Origin of the sequence: Aureimonas flava (assembly GCF_003583935.1) — a bacterium.
Classification (GTDB): Bacteria; Pseudomonadota; Alphaproteobacteria; order Rhizobiales; family Rhizobiaceae; genus Aureimonas; species Aureimonas flava.
Genome location: NZ_QYRN01000003.1, coordinates 329,944 through 353,800 on the forward strand (window position 1 = coordinate 329,944; position 23,857 = coordinate 353,800).

General features: G+C 70.4%; 28 protein-coding genes. 13 read left to right on the plus strand and 15 right to left on the minus strand.

What is annotated here, in order from left to right:
- Positions 1–137: 137 nt before the first annotated feature.
- From D3218_RS07185 to D3218_RS07205, 6 genes are all read right to left on the minus strand, one after another.
- Positions 138–428, minus strand: coding sequence for a hypothetical protein (locus tag D3218_RS07185; RefSeq protein ID WP_119539213.1), 291 nt, complete (start codon positions 426–428; stop codon positions 138–140).
- Positions 429–622: 194 nt separating this feature from the next.
- A complete protein-coding gene (locus D3218_RS07190; RefSeq protein WP_119539214.1) occupies positions 623–943 on the minus strand; it encodes a hypothetical protein in 321 nt (106 codons plus the stop codon).
- A 282-nt stretch (positions 944–1,225) separates the two neighbouring features.
- Complete coding sequence (locus D3218_RS20250) at positions 1,226–1,357, minus strand: hypothetical protein (RefSeq protein WP_280959960.1); 132 nt, start codon at positions 1,355–1,357, stop codon at positions 1,226–1,228.
- Positions 1,358–2,178: 821 nt separating this feature from the next.
- On the minus strand, positions 2,179–2,487 hold the full coding sequence (locus tag D3218_RS07195) for a hypothetical protein (RefSeq protein WP_119539215.1): 309 nt from the start codon (positions 2,485–2,487) through the stop codon (positions 2,179–2,181).
- 169 nt (positions 2,488–2,656) lie between these two features.
- The gene (locus tag D3218_RS07200; protein WP_119539216.1) at positions 2,657–3,001 is read right to left on the minus strand and encodes a hypothetical protein; all 345 of its coding nucleotides are present in this window, start codon (positions 2,999–3,001) and stop codon (positions 2,657–2,659) included.
- A 130-nt stretch (positions 3,002–3,131) separates the two neighbouring features.
- Positions 3,132–3,488: a hypothetical protein gene (locus tag D3218_RS07205; RefSeq protein ID WP_119539217.1), complete on the minus strand. Its 357-nt coding sequence runs from the start codon at positions 3,486–3,488 to the stop codon at positions 3,132–3,134.
- 475 nt (positions 3,489–3,963) lie between these two features.
- Here D3218_RS07205 and D3218_RS07210 point away from each other — a divergent pair, with 475 nt between their 5' ends.
- Positions 3,964–4,179 carry a cold-shock protein gene (locus D3218_RS07210; protein ID WP_119539218.1) on the plus strand — a complete coding sequence of 72 codons (216 nt, stop codon included), beginning with the start codon at positions 3,964–3,966 and terminating at the stop codon, positions 4,177–4,179.
- A 178-nt stretch (positions 4,180–4,357) separates the two neighbouring features.
- On the plus strand, positions 4,358–5,257 hold the full coding sequence (locus D3218_RS07215) for a hypothetical protein (RefSeq protein WP_119539219.1): 900 nt from the start codon (positions 4,358–4,360) through the stop codon (positions 5,255–5,257).
- Positions 5,258–5,308: 51 nt separating this feature from the next.
- Here the strand turns inward: D3218_RS07215 and D3218_RS07220 are convergent, their stop codons facing one another.
- Together D3218_RS07220 and D3218_RS07225 are read right to left on the minus strand one after the other, a co-directional pair.
- Positions 5,309–5,953, minus strand: coding sequence for an MBL fold metallo-hydrolase (locus D3218_RS07220; protein WP_119539220.1), 645 nt, complete (start codon positions 5,951–5,953; stop codon positions 5,309–5,311).
- Between the two features lie 113 nt (positions 5,954–6,066).
- Positions 6,067–6,957 carry a branched-chain amino acid aminotransferase gene (locus tag D3218_RS07225; protein WP_119539221.1) on the minus strand — a complete coding sequence of 297 codons (891 nt, stop codon included), beginning with the start codon at positions 6,955–6,957 and terminating at the stop codon, positions 6,067–6,069.
- Positions 6,958–7,231: 274 nt separating this feature from the next.
- Between D3218_RS07225 and D3218_RS07230 the strand changes: the two genes are divergently transcribed.
- From D3218_RS07230 to D3218_RS07240, 3 genes are all read left to right on the plus strand, one after another.
- Positions 7,232–7,762: a MarR family winged helix-turn-helix transcriptional regulator gene (locus tag D3218_RS07230; protein WP_119539340.1), complete on the plus strand. Its 531-nt coding sequence runs from the start codon at positions 7,232–7,234 to the stop codon at positions 7,760–7,762.
- Positions 7,763–8,479, plus strand: a complete 717-nt coding sequence (locus tag D3218_RS07235; RefSeq protein ID WP_119539222.1) for a response regulator — start codon at positions 7,763–7,765, stop codon at positions 8,477–8,479. It abuts the gene before it with no gap.
- Between the two features lie 79 nt (positions 8,480–8,558).
- On the plus strand, positions 8,559–9,899 hold the full coding sequence (locus D3218_RS07240) for an ATP-binding protein (protein ID WP_425359296.1): 1,341 nt from the start codon (positions 8,559–8,561) through the stop codon (positions 9,897–9,899).
- Here D3218_RS07240 and D3218_RS07245 read toward each other — a convergent pair.
- The 4 genes from D3218_RS07245 to D3218_RS07260 form a co-directional block, all read right to left on the minus strand.
- Positions 9,896–10,258: a tRNA-binding protein gene (locus D3218_RS07245; protein ID WP_119539224.1), complete on the minus strand. Its 363-nt coding sequence runs from the start codon at positions 10,256–10,258 to the stop codon at positions 9,896–9,898. The genes D3218_RS07240 and D3218_RS07245 overlap by 4 nt on opposite strands.
- Positions 10,259–10,262: 4 nt before the next feature.
- Positions 10,263–11,084, minus strand: a complete 822-nt coding sequence (proC, locus tag D3218_RS07250) for a pyrroline-5-carboxylate reductase (protein ID WP_119539225.1) — start codon at positions 11,082–11,084, stop codon at positions 10,263–10,265.
- On the minus strand, positions 11,081–11,581 hold the full coding sequence (locus D3218_RS07255; RefSeq protein ID WP_119539226.1) for a type III secretion system chaperone family protein: 501 nt from the start codon (positions 11,579–11,581) through the stop codon (positions 11,081–11,083). The genes proC and D3218_RS07255 overlap by 4 nt, the downstream gene beginning before the upstream one ends.
- 321 nt (positions 11,582–11,902) lie before the next feature.
- Positions 11,903–12,175, minus strand: coding sequence for an accessory factor UbiK family protein (locus D3218_RS07260; protein ID WP_119539227.1), 273 nt, complete (start codon positions 12,173–12,175; stop codon positions 11,903–11,905).
- Between the two features lie 135 nt (positions 12,176–12,310).
- Between D3218_RS07260 and lgt the strand changes: the two genes are divergently transcribed.
- The 5 genes from lgt (at position 12,311) to D3218_RS07285 (ending at position 17,387) form a co-directional block, all read left to right on the plus strand.
- Entirely contained in the window at positions 12,311–13,180 is an 870-nt protein-coding gene (lgt, locus tag D3218_RS07265) for a prolipoprotein diacylglyceryl transferase (RefSeq protein WP_119539228.1), read from the plus strand.
- A complete protein-coding gene (locus D3218_RS07270) occupies positions 13,177–14,280 on the plus strand; it encodes a class I SAM-dependent methyltransferase (RefSeq protein ID WP_245414953.1) in 1,104 nt (367 codons plus the stop codon). The genes lgt and D3218_RS07270 overlap by 4 nt, the downstream gene beginning before the upstream one ends.
- A 33-nt stretch (positions 14,281–14,313) precedes the next feature.
- Positions 14,314–15,120, plus strand: coding sequence for a peptidoglycan editing factor PgeF (gene pgeF, locus D3218_RS07275; RefSeq protein ID WP_119539229.1), 807 nt, complete (start codon positions 14,314–14,316; stop codon positions 15,118–15,120).
- Between the two features lie 34 nt (positions 15,121–15,154).
- Complete coding sequence (locus D3218_RS07280) at positions 15,155–16,306, plus strand: M24 family metallopeptidase (RefSeq protein ID WP_119539230.1); 1,152 nt, start codon at positions 15,155–15,157, stop codon at positions 16,304–16,306.
- A gap of 148 nt (positions 16,307–16,454) precedes the next feature.
- Complete coding sequence (locus D3218_RS07285; protein WP_119539231.1) at positions 16,455–17,387, plus strand: ribose-phosphate pyrophosphokinase; 933 nt, start codon at positions 16,455–16,457, stop codon at positions 17,385–17,387.
- Positions 17,388–17,391: 4 nt separating this feature from the next.
- On the opposite strand, the gene D3218_RS07290 is transcribed toward D3218_RS07285, so the two are convergent.
- Positions 17,392–18,090, minus strand: coding sequence for an HAD family hydrolase (locus D3218_RS07290; protein ID WP_119539232.1), 699 nt, complete (start codon positions 18,088–18,090; stop codon positions 17,392–17,394).
- 173 nt (positions 18,091–18,263) lie between these two features.
- Between D3218_RS07290 and D3218_RS07295 the strand changes: the two genes are divergently transcribed.
- The 3 genes from D3218_RS07295 to ychF all read left to right on the plus strand — a co-directional run bounded on the left by D3218_RS07295 (position 18,264) and on the right by ychF (position 20,922).
- Complete coding sequence (locus D3218_RS07295; protein ID WP_119539233.1) at positions 18,264–18,926, plus strand: 50S ribosomal protein L25/general stress protein Ctc; 663 nt, start codon at positions 18,264–18,266, stop codon at positions 18,924–18,926.
- Between the two features lie 93 nt (positions 18,927–19,019).
- Positions 19,020–19,742: an aminoacyl-tRNA hydrolase gene (gene pth, locus D3218_RS07300; protein WP_119539234.1), complete on the plus strand. Its 723-nt coding sequence runs from the start codon at positions 19,020–19,022 to the stop codon at positions 19,740–19,742.
- Between the two features lie 76 nt (positions 19,743–19,818).
- Complete coding sequence (gene ychF / locus D3218_RS07305; RefSeq protein WP_119539235.1) at positions 19,819–20,922, plus strand: redox-regulated ATPase YchF; 1,104 nt, start codon at positions 19,819–19,821, stop codon at positions 20,920–20,922.
- Between the two features lie 30 nt (positions 20,923–20,952).
- On the opposite strand, the gene D3218_RS07310 is transcribed toward ychF, so the two are convergent.
- Positions 20,953–22,680, minus strand: a complete 1,728-nt coding sequence (locus D3218_RS07310; RefSeq protein WP_136625062.1) for a GGDEF domain-containing protein — start codon at positions 22,678–22,680, stop codon at positions 20,953–20,955.
- Between the two features lie 201 nt (positions 22,681–22,881).
- Positions 22,882–23,835, minus strand: a complete 954-nt coding sequence (locus D3218_RS07315) for a cytochrome c1 (protein WP_119539237.1) — start codon at positions 23,833–23,835, stop codon at positions 22,882–22,884.
- Between the last annotated feature and the right edge of the window lie 22 nt (positions 23,836–23,857).

Below are 23,857 nucleotides of genomic sequence, written 5' to 3' on the forward strand. Positions count from 1 at the left end.
TCAATCTTGCCCAGGAATTTCGATGTGGCCAAGGAAACTACAATCTACCCACACCCATATCGGGTAATACACTTTATTAGCAACTCTGCTTTAATTCCCTGGCAAGTACATCCAAATTGCGACTACAATAAATCGTTTCACCAACGCCGATCCCGCCGCCGATCCTCCCTCTCCCACCGCCGCCTCTCCTCCCGCTCCCACCGCTGATCCGCCCGCTGCCGGCGCTCGTACCGCTCCTGACGCCGGATCTGATCCGGCCTCTGGAAGCCGCGCTCGCGGTTGATCCGGATCTGCGCGTCCACGCGGTCCTGCAGCCGCTGCTCCACCGCGTTGCGCGGCGGGCCGGAGGGCAGCACGAGGTCCTGCGCCGAGACCGGCAGGGCGGTGAGCGTCAGCGCGAGGGCGGAGAGGAGGAGGGTCGTCTTCATCGCAAGAGTTCCTCGATCGATGGGTCCCGGCCGGGAGCAGCCCGGGCGCCGGAACGGGTCATGGGAATGGCGGGCGTCGCATTGCCGGGCGCGGCGTTCGGCACGCACCGGAACGGCCGAGGGGCGCGGCGGCGGCCGAGCCCCCTCCCCGCGCCCCTCGGCGTCATGGCGAGCCGCCCGCGCGGGCGCCGAGCCTACCAGCGGTGATGGTTGCGGTTGGCGCGCACGATGTGGCGGTTGGCGCGGTCCTGCATTCGCTCGATCCGGTGCGCCGAGCGCGGGTCGATATGGCCGTTGTTGTAGTAGCGCGCCCGGCGCTCGACGCGCTCGATGCGGTGCTGCTGGCGGGCGAGGCGGTGCGCCTCGCGCGGCGTGATGCGCCCATGGTGGATGCCGCGCTCGATCCGCTCGTGCTGGCGCCACTGGCGCGCGTCGGAACGCGTGGTCTGGGCCATCGCCGGCAGCGACGTGGCGACGAGGAGGCCGGTCAGGGCCAGTATCAGGGTCTTGCGCATCGGATCAACTCCCGTTTGAACGATGATCCTATGGAAGTCCCCCGCGCCTGAACGGTTCCTGAACCTGACGTTCATCCCCGCTGACGATCGGCGCTCGGCGGGTCGCCGATCGACGCATCTCGGCGCGCCCAAAGGGTCCGGCACCGGCCCCTCCCGGCGCAGCGGAACTTTCCGGCGCGCTCGGCCCGACCCCGCATGGAGCCGCGCCGGACCGCCGAACCGGCCCGTGCCTCGAAGCCGGGACCGGATGGGCGGGGCCGGCGCGGCGTGCGCCGAGCGGACCTACCGGGGCATGCCGTTGGTGTCGCGCGTCGCCCTCTCGCGCCACGAGTCGTTCGGGGTGATCGGCTTGTTGACCTCGGCGCAGCCGGCGAGGAGCCCGAGGGCGGTGGCGAGAAGAAGGATACGGGACAAGAGCGGTACGCCTCGAATGGGCGCGTTCCGGCGCGGCGGGATGCCGGGCCGGGCAGCGCGATGGCAGTGACGGACCGGGCACGCCCCGGCGCACGCACGGCGTCCGTCCGGCGGCCGCCCGGACCGGACGGCCCGGCTAGACGGCGATTCCAGCGGAAATGCGGAAGAGGCGGCGCAGTGGAACGCGGGGTGCGCGCCGCTCGCGACGGTCCGGGGCCTTGCGCGCCTGTCCGCCCACGCCCGGTCCCGCCGGAGGGGATCGGCGCCCCGCGCGTTGGGCGGGCCGTGCGCCGGGCGGGCGCGGCGGGGCCGTGCGGCACCATCTGTCGCCCGTTTCTCCCCCGTGGCGCGCGTCGCCCCTACTCTCGTTCCATCGCCGGCCCATTCTCGAACAGGCGCGAATGATCACCGGGATCGTTCGGAAGGGCTGGCGGGCGGTGTCCGCGACACGCCCCCTGCCGGAGGGGGCGCTGGCCCGGACGGTTCTGGCAAGTCCGGTTCTGCCTCCAATACGAGAGGCGCTCGGAAAGCCGCAGACCCGAGACAGCCCCGACCGCGCGCCCGTCAGAGGGGATGCGCCGCAAGGGCCGAGGCGCGCGGCAACCGGAGAAGCTCCATGGCGGGGCTTCGCACCCCCTGCCGAACCGAAAGCACCGCGCGGGTCGCCGGAGGCGGACCACTTTGTTTTCTACCAACGGAGGTTCGCCTCCGGCGGCCCGTCGCCCGTTCCGACAGGCGACCAGGAAGTGCATCGACCGCAAGCCCGGCCACGTTTTGTGGCGCGGGCCGCTTTCGCGCGTCCGTGGATCGCTCCCGCGCGCCTATTCGGGCTCCTGGCCCGGAACCAGCCCGCCCGAGGGCGTCGAGGCCTCCACCGAGGGCGTGCGGCCGTCGACGAGCGGCACCGACGAGGCCTTGCCCGTCGCGTCGCCGAAGCCGAAGGCGGCCGGGAAGCCGTAGTTGTCGGTCTGCAGCACCACGCGCCCGTCGGGCAGCACCACCTCGCGCACCACCTGCTCGCGCTCGCGCGGCGACAGGATCGTGCCCGCCTCGCGCGGGTCGTTGGCGAAGGCGGGAAGCGCGGCGAAGACCAGCGCGAGGCCGACGCTGGCGTAGAGACATTCCTTCATCGTGGTTCATCCTGAAACGGGGCGCCGGGCCTTGGCGGGCCGGCGGCGCCGATTGTGTCGCTGGCGTGGCAACGGCTGGGGAAAGCCTTTCGTTCCAGGCGCTTGCGCATGAAAAAGGCCCGCCGGAGCGGGCCTTGCCGATGCGTGGGCGCGGGGCGACGCCGGCGTGTCAGCCGCCGTTCGCCGAGGTCCCGCCGAGCGGGATGCCGAAGCCGCTGCGCCCGCCTTCCGGGATCGCGCCCGGGATGCGGGTCAGCGTGTTGCCGGCCGAGCCCGACCCGTCCGGCGTCATGTTGCCGTAGGCGCCGACGCCGTTCTGCAGCCCGCCCGGCCCGCGCGTGCCCCGGTCGCCGCCGGCCGAGCCGATGCCCATGCCGACGCCCGGCAGGTTGCCGGTCGGCTGCGAGACGCTCCGCCCGGCCGCCATGTCGTCGGTCGGGGCCATGGTCTGCGCGCCGGCGGGCGCGGCGAGGCCGGCGGCGAGGAGGAGGGCGGAGGCGATGGGCCGGAGCATGGAACTGTCCTCGGGAATGGGTCTCGTCGGGATAATGCCGGGAACGCCGGGCGCGTTCCGCCCTCGCCCCCACGAAAAACGCCGCCCCGCGCGATGCGGGGCGGCGTCGGTCAATCGTTCCGCGGCCGGATCACTCCGGCGTCTGGCCCGGCACCAGGCCGCCCGAGGGCGTCGAGGTGTCGGCCGCCGCGCCCGAGGCCGGGTCCATCCCCTGCGTCGGCGTGCCGTTGGCCATCGGCGCCTCGGGCGTGGTGGAACTGGTGGACGTGTCGTCCGTGCCCATCATGTTGCCCGAGCCGGCCGGGGCCGCCGTGTTGCCCGTGCGGGCCGCCTCGCCCATCGCGTCGTCGGTGCCGCTCTGCGTGCCCGTGGCGGCGGGCGGCATCATCGTGGTGCCGCCGGAGGTCGAGCCCCCGTCGGTGGACTGGGCGAGCGCCGGGGCGGCGAGGAAGGCCAGGGCGGCCGTGGCGGTGAGAATCCGCTTCATGGTCGTGCTCCGTATCGATGTGTCCCGCAAGGGGTTCGGAGAGGGGAAGGCCCCGGCGCGCGGATCGTTCCGTGAGTTTCTCGTCGCGCGACCGAAAGTCCGCCGCGCCGCGACCCCCGCGAAAGCGGCCTTCCGGCGGCCCGCATGCGGCGAAAACGGGGCGTCCGCTCGTTCGTCAGTCTAACGATCGATCTTCACTTGCACACCGATAAAGCAGACCAGTGGGACCCACATGGCGACAAACAAGGAGCGAGGCGAAACTTTCGCTTGCAAAGACAAGCGAGTGCTTGCACACTTTTCTTGTTCGGGCAAATTCGCGAACTCGGGTGATGGACGAATTGCGTATCGGGGGCGCATCCCTCGGGTGGGCCGTGAAGGCGGGCCGCGATGTATCGGTTCCTTTTCCTCGCATCAAGACTTGCCTGCAAGCCCCGTAAGGGGACCATACGATAGCCCAAGGAAAAGGGTACAAGACATGGCACAGACCGGCACGGTCAAGTTCTTCAACACCGAGAAGGGCTTTGGTTTCATCAAGCCCGACAACGGCGGCGCCGACATCTTCGTCCACATCTCTGCGGTCCAGGCCTCCGGCCTGCCCGGTCTGGTCGAGAACCAGAAGGTCTCCTACGAGACCGAGCCGGACAAGCGCGGCAAGGGCCCCAAGGCCGTCAACCTCGAAGCCGCCGACTGACGCTTCGCAACGCCCGGTCCGGGGCCACGCCCCGGTCCCTCGAAAGTTTTCGACGGCCCGCCGAACCCTCGGCGGGCCGTTTCGCTGTTAACCCCGTTTTAACTCTCGCCGTCCCGGCGTTTGACTTGGGTCCACCTGCACACAATCCTTAACCGAGGATTAACGAGGCAGGACGCAGATGAAGCGGTTTCTCCAGGCGATCTGCGCCGCCCTGATGGCCGCCGTGCCCCACGCCGCGCCGGCGCTCGAGGTCGACACGACGCTCGACCGGTTCCCCTCCGCCGGCCAGCCGGCCGTTTCGGGCGTGCGGGAATGGCGCGGCGGCGCGCGGGACGAAGGGCGCACGCGCTTCGCCCGCGAGCCGGCACGCTTCGCTCCGGCCTTGCACGAGGCATACCGCGGCCGCGATCACGCCTCCTCCGCCCGATGGACAGGCTCCGGCCGCTATCGCACGTCGGGCTCGCTGATCGAGGTCCGCCCGTTCGGCGGCGCGGTGGAGCGCGGCAGCTTCTACGGCACGGCCGGCACCGCGCAGTCGTCGTCCATCGTCGTGGTCGCACCCGGGGCGCTCGGCTCGGATCTCTCCACCCCCTCCGGTGGGATGCGCGGCGGACCGAAGATCCTCGATGTCGCGACGGACCGCCTCGACCGCCTCCCTTACGGAAGGAACGGCCTGGCGGTCGCCCATGTCGGCACGGCCAAGATCATCCGCATCGGTCCCGACTTCCGCAGCGGCAGGGATCGCGATGCGGAGCGGGACGTCGAGCCGGCGGACGAGGCGGAGCCGACGCCCTTCGCCGAGTTGCCGCCGGAGGAGCAGGCGGTCACCGTCTACCCGGACACCGACATGGCGGAACGTCCCCTGGATCCGCCCGCCCCGCGCGTCGCCGAAGCCGCCCCGGCGCCGGCCGAGACCCCGGCGCCCGCCCCCGCCCCGACCGAGGCAGCGGGCTTCCTGGAGCCCTGGACGCCGGACTGGCTGCGGGACTGCGTAGCGCGCCACGCCGATTTCGACGTGTCGCTCGGCACCTACACCAACGCCGAGGGCCAGCGCCGCTTCTGCACCGGCGAGCCCTGAGCGAGCCCGCGTCGCGCTCCGCCGCGCGGGTTGGCCCGGCCTTCGCCGCGCTTACGGCTCGCGCAGGAACGGGTTGGTCCGGCGCTCGACGCCCAGCCGGCTGCCCGGCCCGTGGCCGCAGATGAAGCCGACCTCGTCGCCGAGCGGCAGGATCCGATCGCGGATGGTGGAGAGAAGTCGCGCATGGTCGCCGCCCGGCAGATCGGTGCGCCCGATCGAGCCGGCGAAGAGCACGTCGCCGGCATGCAGGAAGCGCGCCTCGCGATGGAAGAAGACCACATGGCCCGGCGCGTGGCCCGGCGCGTGGATCACCTCGAAGCGGTGGGTGCCGAGCGAAAGGACGTCGCCGTCGTCCAGCCAGCGGTCCGGCACGCAGTTGCGCACAGCGCCCGGCAGGCCGAACATGCGAGCCTGATCCTCCAGGTGGCCGAGCAGCATCGCGTCCGCGCGGTGCGGCCCGACGACCGGGACGCCGAGCGCGTCCTTCAGGTCCATCGCCCCGCCCGCGTGGTCGATATGGCCGTGGGTGATCCAGATCTCGCCGACCGATACGCCGAGCCGCGTCACGGCGTCCCGGATGCGCTCGACGTCGCCGCCCGGATCCACCACCACCGCCGATTTGTCCCCCTCGTCGTAGAGGATGCAACAGTTCTGCTGGAACGGGGTGACGGGAACGATCTCGGCGGCAAGGGTCATGGCGCGGCGGGGTCCTGAAAGCGAACGGTCGGGACGGCATGTTTGTCCGGCGAGCCGAAAAGAAAAGGGCCCGCCGGTCCGGCGAGCCCCTCCATTTCGGCGACGGCGAGGGCCTACTCGGCGGCGAGGCGCTTCGGCTGGACCTCGGCAGCGTAGTCCTCCACCAGGCGGCGGGTGATGTCGCCCGGCACGAAGCGATAGGGGCCGATCTCGGCCACCGGCGTCACCTCGGCGGCGGTGCCGCAGAGGAAGCACTCGGTGAAGCCCTCCAGCTCCTCGGGCATGATCGCGCGGACCTGTACCTCGTAGCCCCGCCGCTTGGCGAGGTCGATCACCGTGCGGCGGGTAATGCCGTCGAGGAAGCAGTCGGGATCGGGCGTGTGGAGCACGCCGTCCTTCACGAAGAAGACGTTGGCGCCCGTCGCCTCGGCGACGCGGCCGCGCCAGTCGAGCATCAGCGCGTCCGCGTAGCCCTTGGCCTCGGCGGCGTGCTTGGAGATGGTGCAGATCATGTAGAGGCCGGCCGCCTTGGCGCGCGAGGGGGCGGTGCGCGGGTCGGGCCGGCGATACTCGGCGAGGTCGAGGCGGATGCCCTTCATCCTCTGCTCGGGATCGAAGTAGCTCGGCCACTGCCAGATCGCGATGGCGAGGTTGATCGTGTTCTTCTGCGCCGAGACGCCCATCGATTCCGAGCCGCGCCAGGCGATCGGCCGCACGTAGGCGTCGCTGAAGCCCTGGCGCCGGAGGAGCTCGCTGCAGGCGGCGTCGATCGTGTCGGCGTCGTAGGGAATCTCGAAGCCGAGGATGCGGCCCGATTCGATCAGGCGATCGGTGTGCTCGCGCAGCTTGAAGATCTCGCCGCCATAGGCCCGTTCCCCCTCGAACACGGCACTGGCGTAGTGCAGGCCGTGCGTCAGCACATGAACCTTGGCCTCCGCCCACGGCACGAAGGCGCCGTTGTACCAGATCTGGCCGTCGAGTTGGTCGAAGGGAACGCTGCTCATCGTGGGATCGCGCCGGGGGGCGCCCTTTCTCATCGTGTTCGCGCATCGACCCGGCGATGCGCCGATCCTCCCGACCGCCCGGGCGCGGTGGCATGACCGTCGGTCCCGGCAAGGATGCGGCGTTCATGGGATGGAATTGGGGCACGCTCGCGATAAGGCCCGGAAAACGGACGGTTGTCGAGCCTGCGCGGCAGCGGCCGCTGTTCCCGACCGCCTGCTTGGGTGTAACAATGGACGGCATATACGTCAACACTGCTGACCTATTCCGATGGACATGCCCTTGGCCGATGCCCCCGCCCCGGACGACGCGATCGTCGAGGACGCGCTGCCCACGCGCGGCGAACTCGACTTCCGACTGATCGAGCTCTTCTTCTTCGCCTATCGCGAGTTCACCGGCGACGCCGACTCCATCCTGGAACGCTACGGCTTCGGGCGGGCCCACCACCGCATCCTCCACTTCGTGAACCGCGATCCCGGCATGACCATCGCCGAGATCCTGGACCTCCTGGAGATCACCAAGCAGTCGCTGTCGCGTGTGTTGCGCCAGCTGATCGACGATGGCTTCATCGCGCAGGTGCAAGGCACGGACGACCGGCGCCAGCGCCGCCTGTATCCGACGCAGAAAGGCCGCGATCTCACGCTGGAACTCTCGCGCGCGCAGGGGCGGCGCATCGACGCCGCCTTTCGCGCCGCCGCGCTGGACGACCCGGGCCTCGTGAACGACTTTCTCCTGGAGATGGGAGCGGACCGCAAGGCGACGCGGGACTGGTTCGCACGCAAGGGCATCGGAAGGGAGAATCGCTAGATGACCATCGCCGAGGACCACGCGATTGGCGAATCGATGGACGACGCGCCGCACCTCCTGGTGATCGACGACGACCGGCGCATCCGCAGCCTCCTGTCGCGCTTCCTGTCGGAACGGCGCTTCCGCGTGTCGGTCGCCTCCGACGCGGCGGAGGCGCGGCGCATCCTGCAGGGGCTCGAATTCGACCTCCTGATCGTCGACGTGATGATGCCGGGCGAGAGCGGCCTGGACCTCGTTCGCGCCGTGTCGCCCCATCGCGACATTCCGATCCTGATGCTCACCGCGCGCTCGGAGACCGACGACCGCATCCTCGGACTGGAAGCGGGCGCCGACGACTACCTCGCCAAGCCCTTCGACCCGCGCGAGCTTCTCCTGCGGATCAACAACATCCTGAAGCGCGGCAGCGCGCAACCGGTGCAGAAGGTCGAGCACGTGCGCTTCGGCCCCTTCTCCTTCTCCCTGTCGCGCAAGGAGCTGCGGCGCGGCGCCGAGGTCATCCGCCTCACCGAGCGCGAGCAGGAGATCATGACGCAGTTCGCCCAGAAGGCCGGCGACACGATCCCGCGCCAGGACCTCCTGACCAACGAGGCCGAGGTCGGCGAGCGCACGGTGGACGTTCAGATCAACCGGCTGCGCCGCAAGATCGAGAGCGATCCGGCCAATCCCCTGTGGCTCCAGACGGTGCGCGGCATCGGCTATCGCCTGAATGTCGATTGACCGGCCGATCGACCCGGCGGCGCTCGCCGAGACCGAGCCGCTGCTTCCGCCCCCGCCGCGTCGCGGGGTCGTCCCCCTCTTGCGCGGCCTGTCGCGCCACGCCCGGCGCTTCGTATCGCGGCGGACGCCCAAGGGGCTCTACGCCCGCTCGCTGATCATCATCATCGCGCCGATGGTGCTGCTCCAGTCCGTGGTGGCCTTCGTGTTCATGGAGCGGCACTGGCAGACGGTGACGCAGCGCCTGTCGGCCGCCGTGGTGCAGGACATCGCGGCCGTGATCGACATGATCGACACCTTCCCGGACACGGCCGACTACGCGCAGGTGAGCCGCATCGCCCGCGAGCGCCTCAAGCTCAACGTCCTGGTGCTGCCGCCCGAGCCCCTGCCCGCCCCGGCGCCCAAGCCCTTCTTCAACATCCTGGACGGCATCCTGTCCGAGGAGATCACCCGCCAGATCAACCGGCCGTTCTGGATCGACACGCTCGGCGAGTCGCGCATCGTCGAGATCCGCATCCAGCTCCCGAACCACATGCTGCGCATCTTCGCACCGCGCAATTCGGCCTACGCCTCCAACAGTCACATCTTCCTGGTGTGGATGGTGGGCACGTCGCTGGTGCTGATCCTGATCGCCATCCTGTTCCTGCGCAACCAGATCCGCCCGATCCAGAAGCTGGCCCAGGCGGCGGAGGGGTTCGGGCGCGGACAGCCGATGCCGCCCGACTTCCGGGTGCGCGGCGCCTCGGAAGTGCGGCGCGCCTCGCTGGCCTTCATCCAGATGCGCGACCGCATCGAGCGGCAGATCGAACAGCGCACGCAGATGCTGAACGGCGTCAGCCACGACCTTCGCACCGTGCTGACGCGCTTCCGGCTCCAGCTCGCCCTCCTGGAGGAGAACGAGGATCGCCGCGAGCTCGAGCAGGATGTCGACGAGATGGGACGGATGCTGGAGGGTTATCTCGCCTTCGCCAAGGGCGAGGGCGGCGAGGAGGTCGGCGAGCTCGACCTCGAGCGCGTCTTCGCCCGGTTCGAGAGCGAGGCGGCGTTGAAGGGCCGGCGCATCGAGAGCGACGTGATCGGCGATCCGCGCGTGTCCGTTCGCCCGGACGCCTTCGTGCGCTGCCTCGGCAACCTCGTCGCCAACGCCCTGCGCCACGGTTCGGCGGTGCGCCTGGCGGCGCGCCACGACGACCGCTGGCTGTCGGTCTCGGTAGAGGACGACGGGCCGGGCATCGAGGCCGCCCAGCGCGAGGACGTGTTCAAGCCCTTCGTGCGGCTCGACGAGGCGCGCAACATCGACGCCGGGGGCACGGGGCTGGGCCTCGCCATCGCGCGCGACGTCGCCCGCAGCCACGGCGGCGACATCCTCCTGTCGGAGTCCTCGCTCGGCGGCCTCAAGGCGCTGGTGCGGATCCCGGCCTAGAACAGCCGGCCGCCGTCGGGCACGGGGTGGCTCGGCGCAGCCAGCACCACGTTGCCGGCCTCGTCCGGGAAGCCGAGCGTTAGCACCTCGGAGCGCATCGGCCCGATCTGGCGCGGCGGAAAGTTCACCACGGCCATGACTTGCCGGCCGACCAGTTCGTCCAGCGCGTGGCGCACGGTGATCTGCGCCGACGACTTGCGCTGGCCGATCTCCGGCCCGAAGTCGATCACGAGCCGGAAGGCCGGCTTCCTCGCCTCCGGGAAGGGCTCGGCCGAGACGATCGTGCCGACGCGGATGTCGACCTTCATGAAGTCGTCGAAGGCGATCTGCGGTGCGAGCTCGGAGGGTTCGGCGCTCATTCCCTCACCCTTTCGAGAGTTCCACCGCGCGCTCACGCGCGGCGGCCACCGCGCGCGTCATCAGCGGCCGCAGCCCGTCGTCCGCCATCAGGACGCCGAGCGCGGCCTCGGTCGTGCCCTTGGGCGAGGTGACATTGCGGCGAAGCTGGTCGGGCGCGTCGTCGGAGCGGATCATCAGCTCGCCGGCGCCCGCCACCGTGTGGCGCGCCAGGCGCATCGCGAGACCGGGCTCGAGCCCGGCGCGCACGCCCGCCTCGGCCAGCGCCTCGGCCAGCAGGAAGACATAGGCCGGGCCGCTGCCCGATACGGCGGTCACGCGGTCGATGTCGTCCTCGCTCGGCACCCATTCCACCGGGCCGCTGGCCGACAGGAGGTCGGTCGCCGTGGACCGCAGGCCCGGCGTCACGCGCTCGTTGGCATAGGCGCCGGTGATGCCGCGCCCGATCAGCGCCGGCGTGTTGGGCATGGCGCGCACCACCGGACGGGCGCCGAGCTGCGCCTCGATGAAGGCGACGGTGCGCCCCGCGGCCACCGAGATGACGAGCGTCCCGTCCTTCAGCGCGGGACGCAGCGGCGCCACCGCTTCCGCCAGAACCTGCGGCTTGACCGCGAGGATCACGACGTCCTGCGGTTCCGCCGGGGCGGACGCCGCGTGCCGCACGCCGCGCTCGAACAGGGCGCCGAGGGCGGGCGACGGGTTGGGGTCGAGGATGGTGACGGAGGCCGGGTCCAGCCCCCTCTCCATCCAGCCGCGCAGCATGGCGCCGCCCATGTTGCCGCCGCCGAGCAGCAGCAGCCGGCCCACCGGCGCAAAGCCCGCCGTCATGCGTTGCCGACCGTGTCGAACACCGCGCAGGCGAGCGCCTCGTCGACGCCCTTGTCGGCCCAGACCACGAACTGGAATGCCTGATAGTAGCGCTCGCAGGCCTCCAGCGCCGCCGACAGGAGGCGTTCGGCCTGCTGGCTGGTCGGCTGCACGCCGCCCGACAGGAGCATGGCGTGGCGGAACATCACCGCGCCCTCGGCCGCCCAGAGGTCGAAATGGCCGACCAGGAGCTGCTCGTTGATGCGCGACAGGAGCCGCAGCGTCTCGACCTGGCGCCGGGCCGGCACCTTGAGCGCGAAGGCGCAGCCCAGATGCAGCGCCTCGGACGCCTCCATCCAGGAGAAGGAGACCGAATAGTCGGTCCAGGCGCCCTGCACCGAGACGGCGATCTCGTCGTCGCAGGGGCGTTCGAAGGACCAGTCGTGATGGGACGCGACCGTTTCGATCACATCCACGGGATGGGTCTGTCGCCTAAAGTCCAGTTCGCCGAGTTGCATCGTCCGTTTCCCCGTGCCGCATCCGACGCGGGACCGCCGGGGCGCCGCACGCACCCCGTCGTCAAGGGTCGAATTCCTCGTAAGACCCCGGCTTCCGCGCCTCCCGGCGAGCGCCGCCGTGGCGAATCACCGTTGGGAATCAGTGTATCGACGCCGAGTCGCGATGCCAGGGGCGGAAACGGGATTTTAAGATTTGCCCGGGGCGGGTCGCGCCCGCCGCCAGGATCCCGGAGCGTTAAGGGATTCAGCGCCCACGCTTTTCCGAATCCGGCCCTTCGCGAAGGGCCGGTGACAAACCTGTGCAAGGCCTGTGGAAAAGCCTCAGACCGTGGGCTCGGAGGTGCCGGACAAGCGGGATTCGAGGTCGGCGACGCGCTTCTTCAGAGCTTCGTTCTCGACGCGGGCGCGCGTCGCCATCTCGCGCACGGCCTCGAACTCCTCGCGCTGCACGAGGTCCATCGAGTTGATGAAGCGTTCGCCCTGCGAGCGGAACACCGTCTCCATCTCGCGACGCACGCCCTGCGCCGCGCCGGCCGCGTCGGTCATCATGCGGGCGAACTCGTCCAGCATGCGGTTCGGGCCTCGGTCGGTCATGGCTACGCTCCTTCAGGTTCGGCCCCTTCGAGGTAGGCCCTCCACCCCGCCTTGGCAATGGAGCGGCTTGACCGCGCGTGGCCGGCGGCGCACATCCCCGCCGACGCGCGAAGCTCCGGGGGAAGGACCCACGTCATGACTGCCTCAGCCCTCCTTGGCGTCCTCACCTATCCCGCCATCGACCCGGTGTTCCTCCAGATCGGCCCCATCGCCCTGCGCTGGTACGGCCTGGCCTATGTCGCGGGCATCCTGTGCGGCTGGCTCTACGGGCGCCACCTCGCGGGCACGCCGGGCCTTTGGCCGAACGGCGTCTCGCCGATCACCCGGACCGACATCGACGACTTCATCGTCTGGATCACGCTCGGCATCGTGGCGGGCGGGCGGATCGGCTCGATCCTGTTCTACGACTTCGACCGGGTCGTCGCCGACCCGCTGTCGGCGCTGCGCATCTGGGAGGGCGGGATGTCGTTCCACGGCGGGCTGATCGGCGTGACGGTGGCGATGATCCTGTTCTGCCGCACCCACAAGGTGCCGCTGTTCAGCCTGATCGACGTGGTGGCGGCCTCGGTGCCCTTCGGCCTGTTCTTCGGGCGCATCGCCAACTTCGTGAACGGCGAGCTCTGGGGCGCGCCGACCAGCGTGCCCTGGGCCATGGTGTTTCCCCATGCCGGCCCGGAGCCGCGCCATCCGAGCCAGCTCTACGAGGCGGGGCTCGAGGGCATCGTCCTGTTCCTGATCCTGCGCGTCATGACCCACCGCTTCGGCGCGCTAGGCCGCCCGCGCCTCGTCGGCGGGGCGTTCATCCTGCTCTACGGCTGCGCTCGCATCTTCGTGGAATTCTTCCGCATGCCGGACGTCCAGCTCGGCTACCTCCTGGGCACCGGCTGGCTCACGATGGGCATGGTCCTGTCCGTGCCCATGCTGCTGATCGGCCTGTGGGCCATCGCGACGGCCCGGCCCCGCGCCTACGAGCCCCGTCCCGCCGAGACGCCGGCCTCGGCGTGAGCGACCTCGACGGGCGCATCCGCGCCGAGATCGCGGCATCGGGGCCCATGCGGCTCGACCGGTTCTGGAACCTCGCGCTGTTCGATCCCGCCGAAGGCTACTACACGCGCCGCGACCCGATCGGCGCGCGGGGCGACTTCACCACCGCGCCCGAGATCAGCCAGATGTTCGGCGAACTCCTGGCGGCGTGGGCCTTCGCGGCGTGGGACGGCCTCGGCCGCCCCGCCCCCTTCGTGTTCGCCGAGGCGGGGCCGGGGCGCGGCACGCTGATGGCGGACATGCTGCGCACGCTGCGCCAGCTCGATCCCGCCTTCCTCCGGGCCGCGCGGGTGCGCCTCGTGGAGGTCAGCGACCGGCTGGCCGCCGCGCAGGCCGAACGCCTCGCCCGGTTCGACCTGCCGCTGCGGCGGATCCGGCGGGTCGGCGAACTGGACGAGGCGCCGCTGATCCTCGTCGCCAACGAGCTTCTGGACGCCGTGGCGATCCGCCAGTTCGTCTTCCGCGACGGCGCATGGCGCGAGCGACGCGTGGTGGCGGCCGACGCGGGGGGCTTCGCCTTCGCCGACGGAGCGCCCGCCCCACGCGTGCCGGCCGTGCTCGCATCCCTGCCCCCGCCCGCCCCGGGCGCCGTGTTCGAGGTCTCGCCGGAGCGCGACGCCCTGTGCGGCACCCTGGCCGGCGCGATCGGCGCGCGCGGCGGGGCGGCGCTCCTGATCGACTACGGCCATGCCCGCTCGGCCCACGGCGACACGCTCCAGGCGCTGCGCCGCCATGCCGCGGCCTCGCCGCTCGACGCGCCGGGCCGGGCCGACATCACCAGCCACGTGGACTGGGAGCAGGTGGCGCGCGCCATGGCCGCCGCCGCGCCGCTCAGCTTCGGGCTCGCGCGCCAGGGCGACTTCCTGCTCCGAATGGGGCTGCGCGAGCGTGCCGGCCGCCTCGGGGCGCCGATGGACGAGCAGGGGCGCCAGGCGATCACCGCCGCCGCGCATCGCCTCGCGGGCACCGGGCCGGGCGAGATGGGCGCGCTGTTCCAGGTGTTCGGGGCGGCCTCCGCGCCCCTCGCCCTGCCGCCCTTCGCACAGCCTCCGGTCGATTGACTTCGATTCCCCCCTCCCCCACGATCCGCCGCCATGCTCGATCATCGCCTCTCCACAGCCTCGCACCTTCGCGACGGCGACACCGTCCAGGACCCCGGCCTCCGGCGCGACGAGCGCGTGGCGCACGCCTTCTTCACCCGCGTGGGCGGCGTTTCGACCGGCCTCTACCGGGGGCTGAACGCGGGCATCGGCTCGCACGACGCGCCCGAGGCGGTGCACGAGAACCGGCGGCGGGCGGTGCACTTCCTGGGGCTGGAGGGCGCCCGGCTCGCCACGCCCTGGCAGACCCATTCGCCGGACGCCGTGGTCGCCACCGACCCCTTCGGCGGCGAGCGGCCGAAGGCCGACGCCGTGGTCACCGCGACGCGCGGGCTTGCGGTCGGCGTCGTGACGGCGGACTGCGGACCCATCCTGTTCGCGGACGCCGAGGCCGGCGTCGTCGCGGCGGCTCACGCCGGCTGGCGCGGCGCCGTGGGCGGCGTCCTGGAGCGCACGGTCGAGACCATGGAGAACCTCGGCGCGGAGCGCGGCCGGATCCAAGCCGTGCTCGGGCCGTGCATCACGCAGCCGAACTACGAGGTCGGCGCCGACATGGCCGAGACGTTCCTTCGCGAGGATGCGCGCAACGCCCGCTTCTTCGCGCCGGGCGCGGCGCCGGACAAGCGCCTGTTCGACCTGCCCGCCTTCATCCTCGCCCGCCTGGAGCGGCTGGGGCTGGCGGCCCGCTTCGTCGGCCGCTGCACCTATGGCGAGGAGGACGCCTTCTTCTCCTTCCGCCGCACCACCCATCGCGGGGAGCCGGACTACGGGCGACAGCTTTCGGCCATCGCCCTCGCCTGATCCGCCCGCCCCCGAACAAGCCGCAAGGACACCGATGCTGCATTTCACCCCTGACGAATTCGAGCGTCGCCGCGCGCGTCTGACCGCCGAGATGGCCGAGCGCAAGCTCGACGCGATGATGCTCTTCGCACAGGACTCGCTCTACTGGCTGACGGGCTACGACACGTTCGGCTTCTGCTTCTTCCAGTGCCTCGTGGTGAAGGCCGACGGCGAGATGCGCCTGTTGACGCGCTCGGCCGACCTGCGCCAGGCGCGCGCCACCTCCAACATCGAGACGATCGTGGTGTGGCGCGACCGGGGCGGCGCCAACCCGGCGATCGAGCTGCGCGACATCATGGACGACATGGGCCTCCTGGGCGCGCGCGTCGGGGTCGAGTGGTCGACGCACGGGCTGACGGCGGCGAACGGCAAGCTGGTGGAGGAGAAGCTCGGCGCCTTCGCCACGCTGATCGACGCCTCGGACCTCGTTCCCTCGCTGCGCGTCGTCAAGAGCGAGGCGGAGATCGGCTACGCGCGCGAGGCCGCCCGGCTCGGCGACGAGGCCTTCGAGGCGATGTGGCCGCTGGTGCGCGAGGGCGCCGACGAGGGGGCGCTGCTCCACGCGCTGCAGGGCGACATCCTGCTCAAGGGCGGCGACTACCCGGCCAACCCCTTCATCCTCGGCTCGGCCGAGGATGCGCTTCTGTGCCGCTACAAGTCCGGCCGCCGCGCGCTTTCGGCGCAGGATCAGCTCACGGTGGAGTGGTCCGGCGTCAAGGCGCAGTACCACGCGCCGCTGATGCGCACCGTGATCGTCGGTCGCCCGCTGATGCGCCACGAGGAACTGTTCGAGGCGGGCGCCGAGGCGCTCAAGGCGGTGGAGGGCGCCATGCGCCCCGGCCAGACCTTCGGCGACGTGTTCGACGCCCATGCCCGCGTGATGGAAAGCCACGACCTCGTGCGCCATCGCCTCGCCGCCTGCGGCTATTCGGTGGGCGCGCGCTTCGCCCCGTCCTGGATGGACCCGCAGATGTTCGTCTCGGGCAACGCCGAGCCGATCCGGCCGAACATGACGCTGTTTGCCCACATGATCATTATGGATTCCGACAGCGGGGCGGCCATGTGCCTCGGCCAGACCTACCTCACCACCGAGGACGCGCCGGAATCCCTGTCGCGGCTGCCGATCGAGCTCAAGGCGACGGGATGACGCCGGGCGGCGCGCCTTAACCGCACGGCGTCCTTTCCCGCGGCGCAACCTTGAATCTTTCCACCATCTTGTTAAGAGCCCGGCCATGCGACCGGCCCCTCCGTCACGAGGCCCGGCAAGCCCCGTTGACGGATCGAAGCGGACCGCCATGAAACTCTTTGTCGGCAACTCCAACCGCACTCTGGCCGAAGCGATCGGGCGCTACCTGGAGCTTCCCCTCGGCATGGCCTCGGTGCGCCGCTTCGCCGACCAGGAGATCTTCGTCGAGATCCAGGAGAACGTACGCGGCGAGGATTGCTTCGTGATCCAGTCGACGTCCTACCCGGCCAACGACCACCTGATGGAGCTTCTCATCATCATGGACGCGCTGCGCCGGGCCTCGGCCCGCCGCATCACGGCCGTGCTGCCCTACTTCGGCTACGCCCGCCAGGACCGGAAGGCGGGCGGGCGCACGCCGATCTCGGCGAAGCTCGTGGCCAACCTCATCACCCGCGCCGGCGCCGACCGCGTGATGACGATGGATCTCCATGCCGGGCAGATCCAGGGCTTCTTCGACATCCCGACCGACAACCTCTTCGCGGTGCCGCTCCTGGCGCGCGACATCAAGGAGCACCTCGAGACCGACCGCGTGATGGTGGTCTCGCCCGACGTCGGCGGCGTGGTGCGCGCCCGCGCGCTCGCCAAGCGCATCGACGCGCCGCTCGCCATCGTCGACAAGCGGCGCGAGAAGCCGGGCGAGTCCGAGGTGATGAACATCATCGGCGACGTCGAGGGCCGGCACTGCATCCTGATCGACGACATCATCGATTCGGGCGGCACGCTGTGCAACGCGGCCGACGCACTGATGGCGGCGGGCGCCAAGGGCGTGCGCGCCTACATCACCCATGGCGTGCTGTCGGGCGGCGCGGTGTCGCGCATCGCCGCCTCGTCGATCGAGGAACTGGTGATCACCGATTCCATCGAGCCCACCAAGGCGATCCGCGAGGCGCGAAACATCCGCGTGATCAGCACCGCGACGCTTCTGGGAGAGGCGATCTCGCGCACCACGACCGAACAGTCGGTGTCCTCGCTGTTCGACTGACCGTTCAGCCGATCTCGGCCAGAACCGCCTCCAGCCCGTCGAGCGAGGGGATGGCGCGAAAGCGCGGATGCCCCCGCGGCGCCTCGGCCCGCTCGTACTCCCATGTCAGCGCATGGGGCACGTGGACGCCCCAGGCTCCGGCCTCCAGCGCGGGCAGGACGTCCGAGCGCAGCGAATTGCCGATCATCGCCGCCCGCTCGGCGCCGTCGGCATGGCGCGCGAAGACGCGCCGGTAGACCGCGGCCGACTTGTCGGAGACGATCTCCACGGCGTCGAACAGGTCGCCGAGGCCCGAGGCGGCGAGCTTGCGCTCCTGATCGAACAGGTCGCCCTTGGTGACGAGGATCAGCCGGAAGCGGCCGGACAGGCGCTCCACCGCCGCCCGCGCGCCGGGCAGCAGTTCCACCGGATGGTCCAGCATGGCACGCCCCTCGGCGAGGATGCGCGCGATCTCGCCGGCCCCGACGCGCCCGTCCGTGATCTCGATCGCGGTCTCGATCAGGGACAGGGTGAACCCCTTCACGCCGAACCCGTAGGCGGCGAGGTTGCGCCGCTCGGTCTCCAGAAGCCGGCGCGAAACGGCCTCGGCGTCGGCATGGGGCGCCAGCAGGGCCTGGAACCGCTCCTGCGTCAGCCGGAAGCGGGTCTCGTTCTCCCAGAGCGTGTCGTCGGCGTCGAAGCCGATCGCGGTGAGGCGGCGCATGCGGTCTTTCCCCTCGGCTTGCCCTTTGCCGGCCGCGAGGCTATAGCCAAGCCGCCCGCGCGGACACCCTTGGAGGCAGCGCGGGCGTGAAGCGGCCTCGCGGCCGCTTTTCGTCGTTCCGGCGCAAGGCTTGGCCGGTCCGGCATCCTCTGAACGAAACAAGGATTGAAACCATGAGCGAGAGCTACACGGTCAAGGCCGAAGCGCGCGAGAAGGTCGGCAAGGGGGCCGCCAGGCATCTCCGTCGCAACGGACTGGTGCCCGCCGTCATCTACGGCGACAAGCAGGAGCCCCTGCCGATCGCGGTCCCTTACAAGGAGACCTTCCTGAAGCTGCACGCGGGCGGCTTCCTGACCACGGTCATCACGGTCGACGTCGGCGGTAAGCAGATCAAGGTCCTCCCCAAGGACTACCAGCTCGACGTCGTCAAGGACACGCTGGTCCACGTCGACTACCTGCGCGTCTCGGACCGCACGGAAGTCACGGTGCGCATCCCGGTGCACTTCGAGAACGAGGACGCAGCGCCCGGCATCAAGGCCAAGGACGGCTCGCTCAACGTCGTGCACCACGACATCGAGGTCGTGTGCGCCGCGCAGGCGATCCCGGAGGGCTTCACGCTCGACCTGACCGGCCTCGACATCGGCGACGCGCTGCATGCCTCGAACCTGAGCCTCGGCAAGGGCGTGCGCCTCACCAGCGACGAGGATTTCGTGATCGCCACGATCGTCCCGCCGATGGCCGAGGAGACCGACGAGCTCGACGCCGAGACGCCGGAGACCGAGGTCATCGAGCAGACCGACGACAAGGCCGAGGACGAGCCGAAGTCCGGCAACTGATCGACCCGCGGCGGGCGGGCTTCGGCCCGTCCGCCGCATCGCGCATGACGGGACCGGCGGCGAGCCGGCCCCGGATCGCTGGAGGACGGGCACATGCTCCTCATGGTGGGACTGGGCAATCCCGGCGCGCAATATGCCGGAAACCGGCACAATATCGGCTTCATGGCCGTGGACGAGATCGCCCGCGCGCCTGGCTTCTCCCCCTGGTCGAAGAAGTTCCACGGCGAGATCGCCGATGGGCAGGTCGCGGGCGAGAAGGTCCTCCTCCTGAAGCCGCAGACCTTCATGAACGACAGCGGCCGCTCGGTTCAGGCCGCGGCGAGCTTCTACCGGATCTCCCCGGACCGGATCGTGGTGTTCCACGACGAGCTGGATCTTCCGCCGGGCAAGCTGCGCGTGAAGACCGGCGGCGGCCACGGCGGCCACAACGGGCTGCGCTCCATCGACGCCCATCTCGGCAAGGAGTACCGGCGCGTGCGCCTCGGCATCGGGCATCCCGGCGCCAAGGAGCGCGTCAACCCGCATGTCCTCGGCGACTTCGCCAAGGCGGACCGCGACTGGCTGGAGCCGATGCTGGAGGCTGTGGCGCGCAACGCCGACACGCTCGCCCGGGGCGAGGACGCCGTGTTCATGAACAAGGTGACGCTGGCGACCGGCGGCGTGCAGGAGCCGAGCGGCGCCCGGGGCGCCGCGAAGGCGGCCAGCGGCGAGAGCCACGTGCGTCAGGCACGCGGGAGCCAGCCCCCCTCGCCGCCTGCGAGCGGCCCGATGGCTGGCATGCTGCGCCGGCTCCTGGGCGGCGGCGACACGACCTGATCCCACCCTCCCCTTCCCTTCCCTCGGGCGCCCGGACGGGCCGGCCCGCATCCACCAGACACAGGCAAGAGATTCCATGGGCTTTCGCTGCGGCATCGTCGGACTTCCCAACGTCGGCAAGTCCACCCTCTTCAACGCGCTGACCAAGACCGCCGCCGCCCAGGCCGCGAACTACCCGTTCTGCACGATCGAGCCCAACACCGGCGATGTCGGCGTGCCCGATCCGCGCATGGCGCCCATCGCCAAGATCGGCAAGTCGGCGCAGATCATCCCGACCCGGATCACCTTCGTGGACATCGCGGGCCTCGTGCGCGGCGCCTCCAAGGGCGAGGGGCTCGGCAACCAGTTCCTCGCCAACATCCGCGAGGTGGATGCGATCGTCCACGTGCTGCGCTGCTTCGAAGACGACGACATCACCCATGTCGAGGGCCGCATCGATCCCGCGGCGGACGCGGAGACGGTGGAGACCGAGCTCATGCTCTCCGACCTCGAGAGCCTGGAGCGCCGCATCGTCGGCGTGCGCAAGAAGGCGCAAGGGAAGGACAAGGAATCCCTGGCGCAGCTTCCGGTGATGGAGGGGGCGCTGGCGCGGCTGCAGAACGGCGAGGCCGCACGCACCCTCCTGCCGACGCTCGACGCCGAGGAGCGCCAGCAGCTCCGCAACCTCAACCTCCTGACCTCCAAGCCCGTGCTCTACGTCTGCAACGTCGCGGAAGGCGACGCGGCCACCGGCAACGCGCATTCGCAGGCGGTCGCCGACATGGCGGCCCGCCAGGGCGCGCGCAGCGTCGTGATCTCGGCCGCGATCGAGGCGGAGATCGCCCAGCTCGGCGAGGACGAGGTCGGCGAATACCTGGAGGCGATGGGGCTCAGCGAGCCGGGCCTCGACCGGCTGATCCGCGAGGGCTATGCGCTGCTCGACCTCATCACCTATTTCACGGTGGGGCCGAAGGAAACGCGCGCCTGGACCGTGAAGCGCGGCGCGAAGGCACCGCAGGCGGCCGGCGTGATCCATACCGATTTCGAGAAGGGCTTCATCCGGGCCCAGACCATCGCCTACGACGACTTCGTGTCGCTGGGGGGCGAGGTGGCGGCCAAGGAGGCCGGCAAGGCGCGCGACGAGGGCAAGGAATACGTCGTCCAGGACGGCGACGTGATGCTGTTCAAGTTCAACGTCTGAGGTCGCACCCGGCGGCCGAGTCCGCCCCGGTCAGGCCGCGGCCTCGTCCCGCCTAGCGGCGGTGCCGCCGCCGGGCTGCGCGGCAGGCCCGAGCGTCGCCAGCGTCGCGTTGCTGAGGCGCACGCGGTTCCGCCCCGCCGCCTTGGCGTCGTAGAGCGCCCGGTCGGCGATGCTGAACAGCGCCTGCCAGGACGCGACCGGGCCGCCCTGGTGCGCCAGCCCGAAGCTTGCCGTGATGCGGATCGTCCCGGCCGTGGTGCGCACCGCGAGGCCCTCCACTTCGCCACGCAGCTCCTCCGCGAAGGCGAGCGCCATCTCCAGCCCGTCGGACCGCACCACGATCGCGAACTCCTCGCCGCCGTATCGCGCGACCACGATGTCCTCGCCCGCCCTCTTGCGAAGGCAGGCCGAGAAGGCGGCAAGGACCTCGTCGCCCGGACCGTGCCCGTAGGTGTCGTTGACGGCCTTGAAGTGGTCGATGTCGCCGAGGATGGCGACATAGTCGCGCCCCTGTTCGCCGAGTCCGTCGAGCCGGGCGAAGAGGCCGCGCCGGTTGGGCAGGCCGGTCAGTTCGTCCGTTTCCGACAGGGTGCGCAGCTTCTCCGCCAGTTCGGCGCGCTCCTGCTCGAGGACCATACGCTGATGGTCCCGCGTCTCCAGCGTTTCCAGCGCCTTGTAGAGGCTTCTCACGGCGAGGACGGAGCCTTCGTAGCGCCGGCGGCTCAGCGGCCGCCGCTCGCAAAGGGCGAGGATCTGGTCCCGCAAGCCAAACAGCGGCCGAAGCATCTGGCGATACAGGACCCAGGTGGCGATCGCCGTCATCACCAGGATGAGGCCGGTCAGGAAGACCACCAGCTTCATCTGCAGCAGCGTCGACTCCTGGATCGCCACGGCCTCCTTCATCATCGCGTCGACGTAGAGGTTCCGCATGCGCAGGATCGGCAGGGTGGTGGGCGCGTAGACCTCCGAAATCCGATCGCCCCGCTCGGTCGCGTTGAGCGGCCGGCGGGAATAGGTCTCAATGGCGCGCGTGAGGAACGGGAAACCCTTGCCGAAATAGATCGCGCGGATGTCCTCGTGCGCCTGCCTCAGCTGCGGCGAATCGAACCCGAACTCGAGCTGTGAGACGCCGACGTCCCAAAGGGCCAGAATGCGTTGCTGGACGCGCATGCTGGTCATCACCGCCTCCGGGGGGATCACCTCGGACCGCTTGAGCGCGGGCATCACCTCGGAGGGAAGCCGCGTCGCCGACTCGTAGAGCGCACCGAGCAGGCGCGCAACGTTGACTCGCCCCGCGAGGCTTTCGTCGGCCTCGATCACGCGTTGCGCCGCCTTGTCCACGAACGGAACATAGGCTTGCGAGATCGCGGACATGCCCCGCGCGACGCGAAGTTGGAGCGACACTTGCCGCGCCTCCAGCGGCAGCGCCAGCAGCGCGTCCGCCCCGCGCCGCTCCTCGCGCAGGAGGGCGGTCAGGAAGTTGAAGTTCATCCCCTCCTGCAGCTTCTCGGCTTCGACGCGCGCGCGGAAGCGCGCGATGGCGCGGTCGGCATCGTTGCGTGCAGCCTTCAGCTCGGTCTGAAGATCGCCGGCGTCCTCGGGGTCGACGCTGAGGGCGAGCTCCAGCGGGCGCCGCTCCTTGGTGATCGCCGTCGCGGCCGCGGTGGCGAGCTCGAAGAGCTGCAGTTCGACCAGCGAGGCTCCGGCGCGTTGATACTGATCCAGCACTCCGCGTAGAGCGATCGATCCGATGATCATGCTCGACGCCAGGGCGATGATCGAGCTGATGCGAATGAGATCGAGTGACGGAAGCCGGAACATCGCGATCCCCTTGAAATTACCGAAGCCTATCCCAGCAAAAGTGAAGGTTCCCTCAACCGTGGGATGCGCTCCGGCGCAAGTTCGGCAAGAAAAAGGGGCCCGGAGGCCCCTTTTTCTGCATACGTTACGGGTCGTCGCTCAGTGCGGCGTGTCGGCCCACACGCGTCGCTTGACGAGATACAGCATGATCGCGAAGCCGATCAGGAAGATCATCACCACGAAACCCGTCGCCTTGCGTTCCACGAGGTGGGGCTCGGCCGCCCACATCAGGAAGGCGGACACGTCACGCGAGTACTGCTCCAACGTCTGAGGCGCGCCGTCGTCGTAGGTCACCTGACCTTCGCTGAGCGGCGGGGCCATCGCGAGGGCGGGACCGGAGATGAAGTGCGGGTTGTAGTAGGTGCCCGGCTGGATGGTCACGTCGGCGGGCGCATCCTCGTAGCCGGTCAGCAGCGCGTGGATGTAGTCCGGTCCGCCTTCGGCGTACTGGCTCCAGGGTAGGATGTCGAACAGGAAGCGCGGGAAGCCGCGTTCCACCGAGCGCGCCTTGGCGATCAGCGACAGGTCCGGCGGATGGGCCCCGCCGAGCGCGGCGGCGGCCGCCTCCGGGTTCGGGAAGGGAGACGGCAGCCGATCGGACGGGATGCCCGGCCGCTGGAACATCTCGCCCTGCGCGTTGGGCGCCGGATCGGTGATCTGGTACTCGGCCGCGAGCGCGCGGACCTGCTCGTCGCTGTAGCCGAGAGCCCCGAAGTTCCGGAAGGACACCAGGTTCATCGAATGGCAGTTCGAGCAGACTTCCTTGTAGACCTTCAGGCCGCGCTGAAGCTGCCCGAGGTCCCAGTGCCCGAACGGTCCGGCGAAGCTCCAGGAGAGCTCGGCCGGCTTCTTGAGCGGGTAGTGCGGGGTATGCGAAGCGGCGTGCTCGCCTTCGGCCCCGGTCGCGGCCTCGCCGCCGCTGCCCGATTCCGGCGCAGCCCCCGGAGCGGCACCCTCGACCTGGCCGGCGGGAGCCGCCGGCTCCTGCGCCCGGCCGAGCACCGGCGTCAGCACCACGCCGGCGGCCAGAAGGGCTGGAAGAAGCTTTCTCATTGCAAGGTCCATGGGTCGCTTC

Bases quoted from the DNA above. Each gene is read 5' to 3' on its own strand.
- D3218_RS07195 (WP_119539215.1), bottom strand. From the start codon at position 2,487: ATGAAGGAATGTCTCTACGCCAGCGTCGGCCTCGCGCTGGTCTTCGCC.
- D3218_RS07285 (WP_119539231.1), top strand. From the start codon at position 16,455: ATGAAACTCTTTGTCGGCAACTCCAACCGCACTCTGGCCGAAGCGATC.
- D3218_RS07185 (WP_119539213.1), bottom strand. From the start codon at position 428: ATGAAGACGACCCTCCTCCTCTCCGCCCTCGCGCTGACGCTCACCGCC.
- D3218_RS07260 (WP_119539227.1), bottom strand. From the start codon at position 12,175: ATGACCGACCGAGGCCCGAACCGCATGCTGGACGAGTTCGCCCGCATG.
- lgt (WP_119539228.1), top strand. From the start codon at position 12,311: ATGACTGCCTCAGCCCTCCTTGGCGTCCTCACCTATCCCGCCATCGAC.
- D3218_RS07225 (WP_119539221.1), bottom strand. From the start codon at position 6,957: ATGAGCAGCGTTCCCTTCGACCAACTCGACGGCCAGATCTGGTACAAC.
- D3218_RS07190 (WP_119539214.1), bottom strand. From the start codon at position 943: ATGCGCAAGACCCTGATACTGGCCCTGACCGGCCTCCTCGTCGCCACG.
- pth (WP_119539234.1), top strand. From the start codon at position 19,020: ATGCTCCTCATGGTGGGACTGGGCAATCCCGGCGCGCAATATGCCGGA.
- proC (WP_119539225.1), bottom strand. From the start codon at position 11,084: ATGACGGCGGGCTTTGCGCCGGTGGGCCGGCTGCTGCTGCTCGGCGGC.
- D3218_RS07280 (WP_119539230.1), top strand. From the start codon at position 15,155: ATGCTGCATTTCACCCCTGACGAATTCGAGCGTCGCCGCGCGCGTCTG.
- ychF (WP_119539235.1), top strand. From the start codon at position 19,819: ATGGGCTTTCGCTGCGGCATCGTCGGACTTCCCAACGTCGGCAAGTCC.
- D3218_RS07230 (WP_119539340.1), top strand. From the start codon at position 7,232: ATGCCCTTGGCCGATGCCCCCGCCCCGGACGACGCGATCGTCGAGGAC.
- D3218_RS07235 (WP_119539222.1), top strand. From the start codon at position 7,763: ATGACCATCGCCGAGGACCACGCGATTGGCGAATCGATGGACGACGCG.
- D3218_RS07220 (WP_119539220.1), bottom strand. From the start codon at position 5,953: ATGACCCTTGCCGCCGAGATCGTTCCCGTCACCCCGTTCCAGCAGAAC.
- D3218_RS07210 (WP_119539218.1), top strand. From the start codon at position 3,964: ATGGCACAGACCGGCACGGTCAAGTTCTTCAACACCGAGAAGGGCTTT.
- D3218_RS07215 (WP_119539219.1), top strand. From the start codon at position 4,358: ATGAAGCGGTTTCTCCAGGCGATCTGCGCCGCCCTGATGGCCGCCGTG.
- D3218_RS07310 (WP_136625062.1), bottom strand. From the start codon at position 22,680: ATGATCATCGGATCGATCGCTCTACGCGGAGTGCTGGATCAGTATCAA.
- D3218_RS07255 (WP_119539226.1), bottom strand. From the start codon at position 11,581: ATGCAACTCGGCGAACTGGACTTTAGGCGACAGACCCATCCCGTGGAT.
- pgeF (WP_119539229.1), top strand. From the start codon at position 14,314: ATGCTCGATCATCGCCTCTCCACAGCCTCGCACCTTCGCGACGGCGAC.
- D3218_RS07315 (WP_119539237.1), bottom strand. From the start codon at position 23,835: ATGAGAAAGCTTCTTCCAGCCCTTCTGGCCGCCGGCGTGGTGCTGACG.
- D3218_RS07200 (WP_119539216.1), bottom strand. From the start codon at position 3,001: ATGCTCCGGCCCATCGCCTCCGCCCTCCTCCTCGCCGCCGGCCTCGCC.
- D3218_RS07290 (WP_119539232.1), bottom strand. From the start codon at position 18,090: ATGCGCCGCCTCACCGCGATCGGCTTCGACGCCGACGACACGCTCTGG.
- D3218_RS07295 (WP_119539233.1), top strand. From the start codon at position 18,264: ATGAGCGAGAGCTACACGGTCAAGGCCGAAGCGCGCGAGAAGGTCGGC.
- D3218_RS07205 (WP_119539217.1), bottom strand. From the start codon at position 3,488: ATGAAGCGGATTCTCACCGCCACGGCCGCCCTGGCCTTCCTCGCCGCC.
- D3218_RS07245 (WP_119539224.1), bottom strand. From the start codon at position 10,258: ATGAGCGCCGAACCCTCCGAGCTCGCACCGCAGATCGCCTTCGACGAC.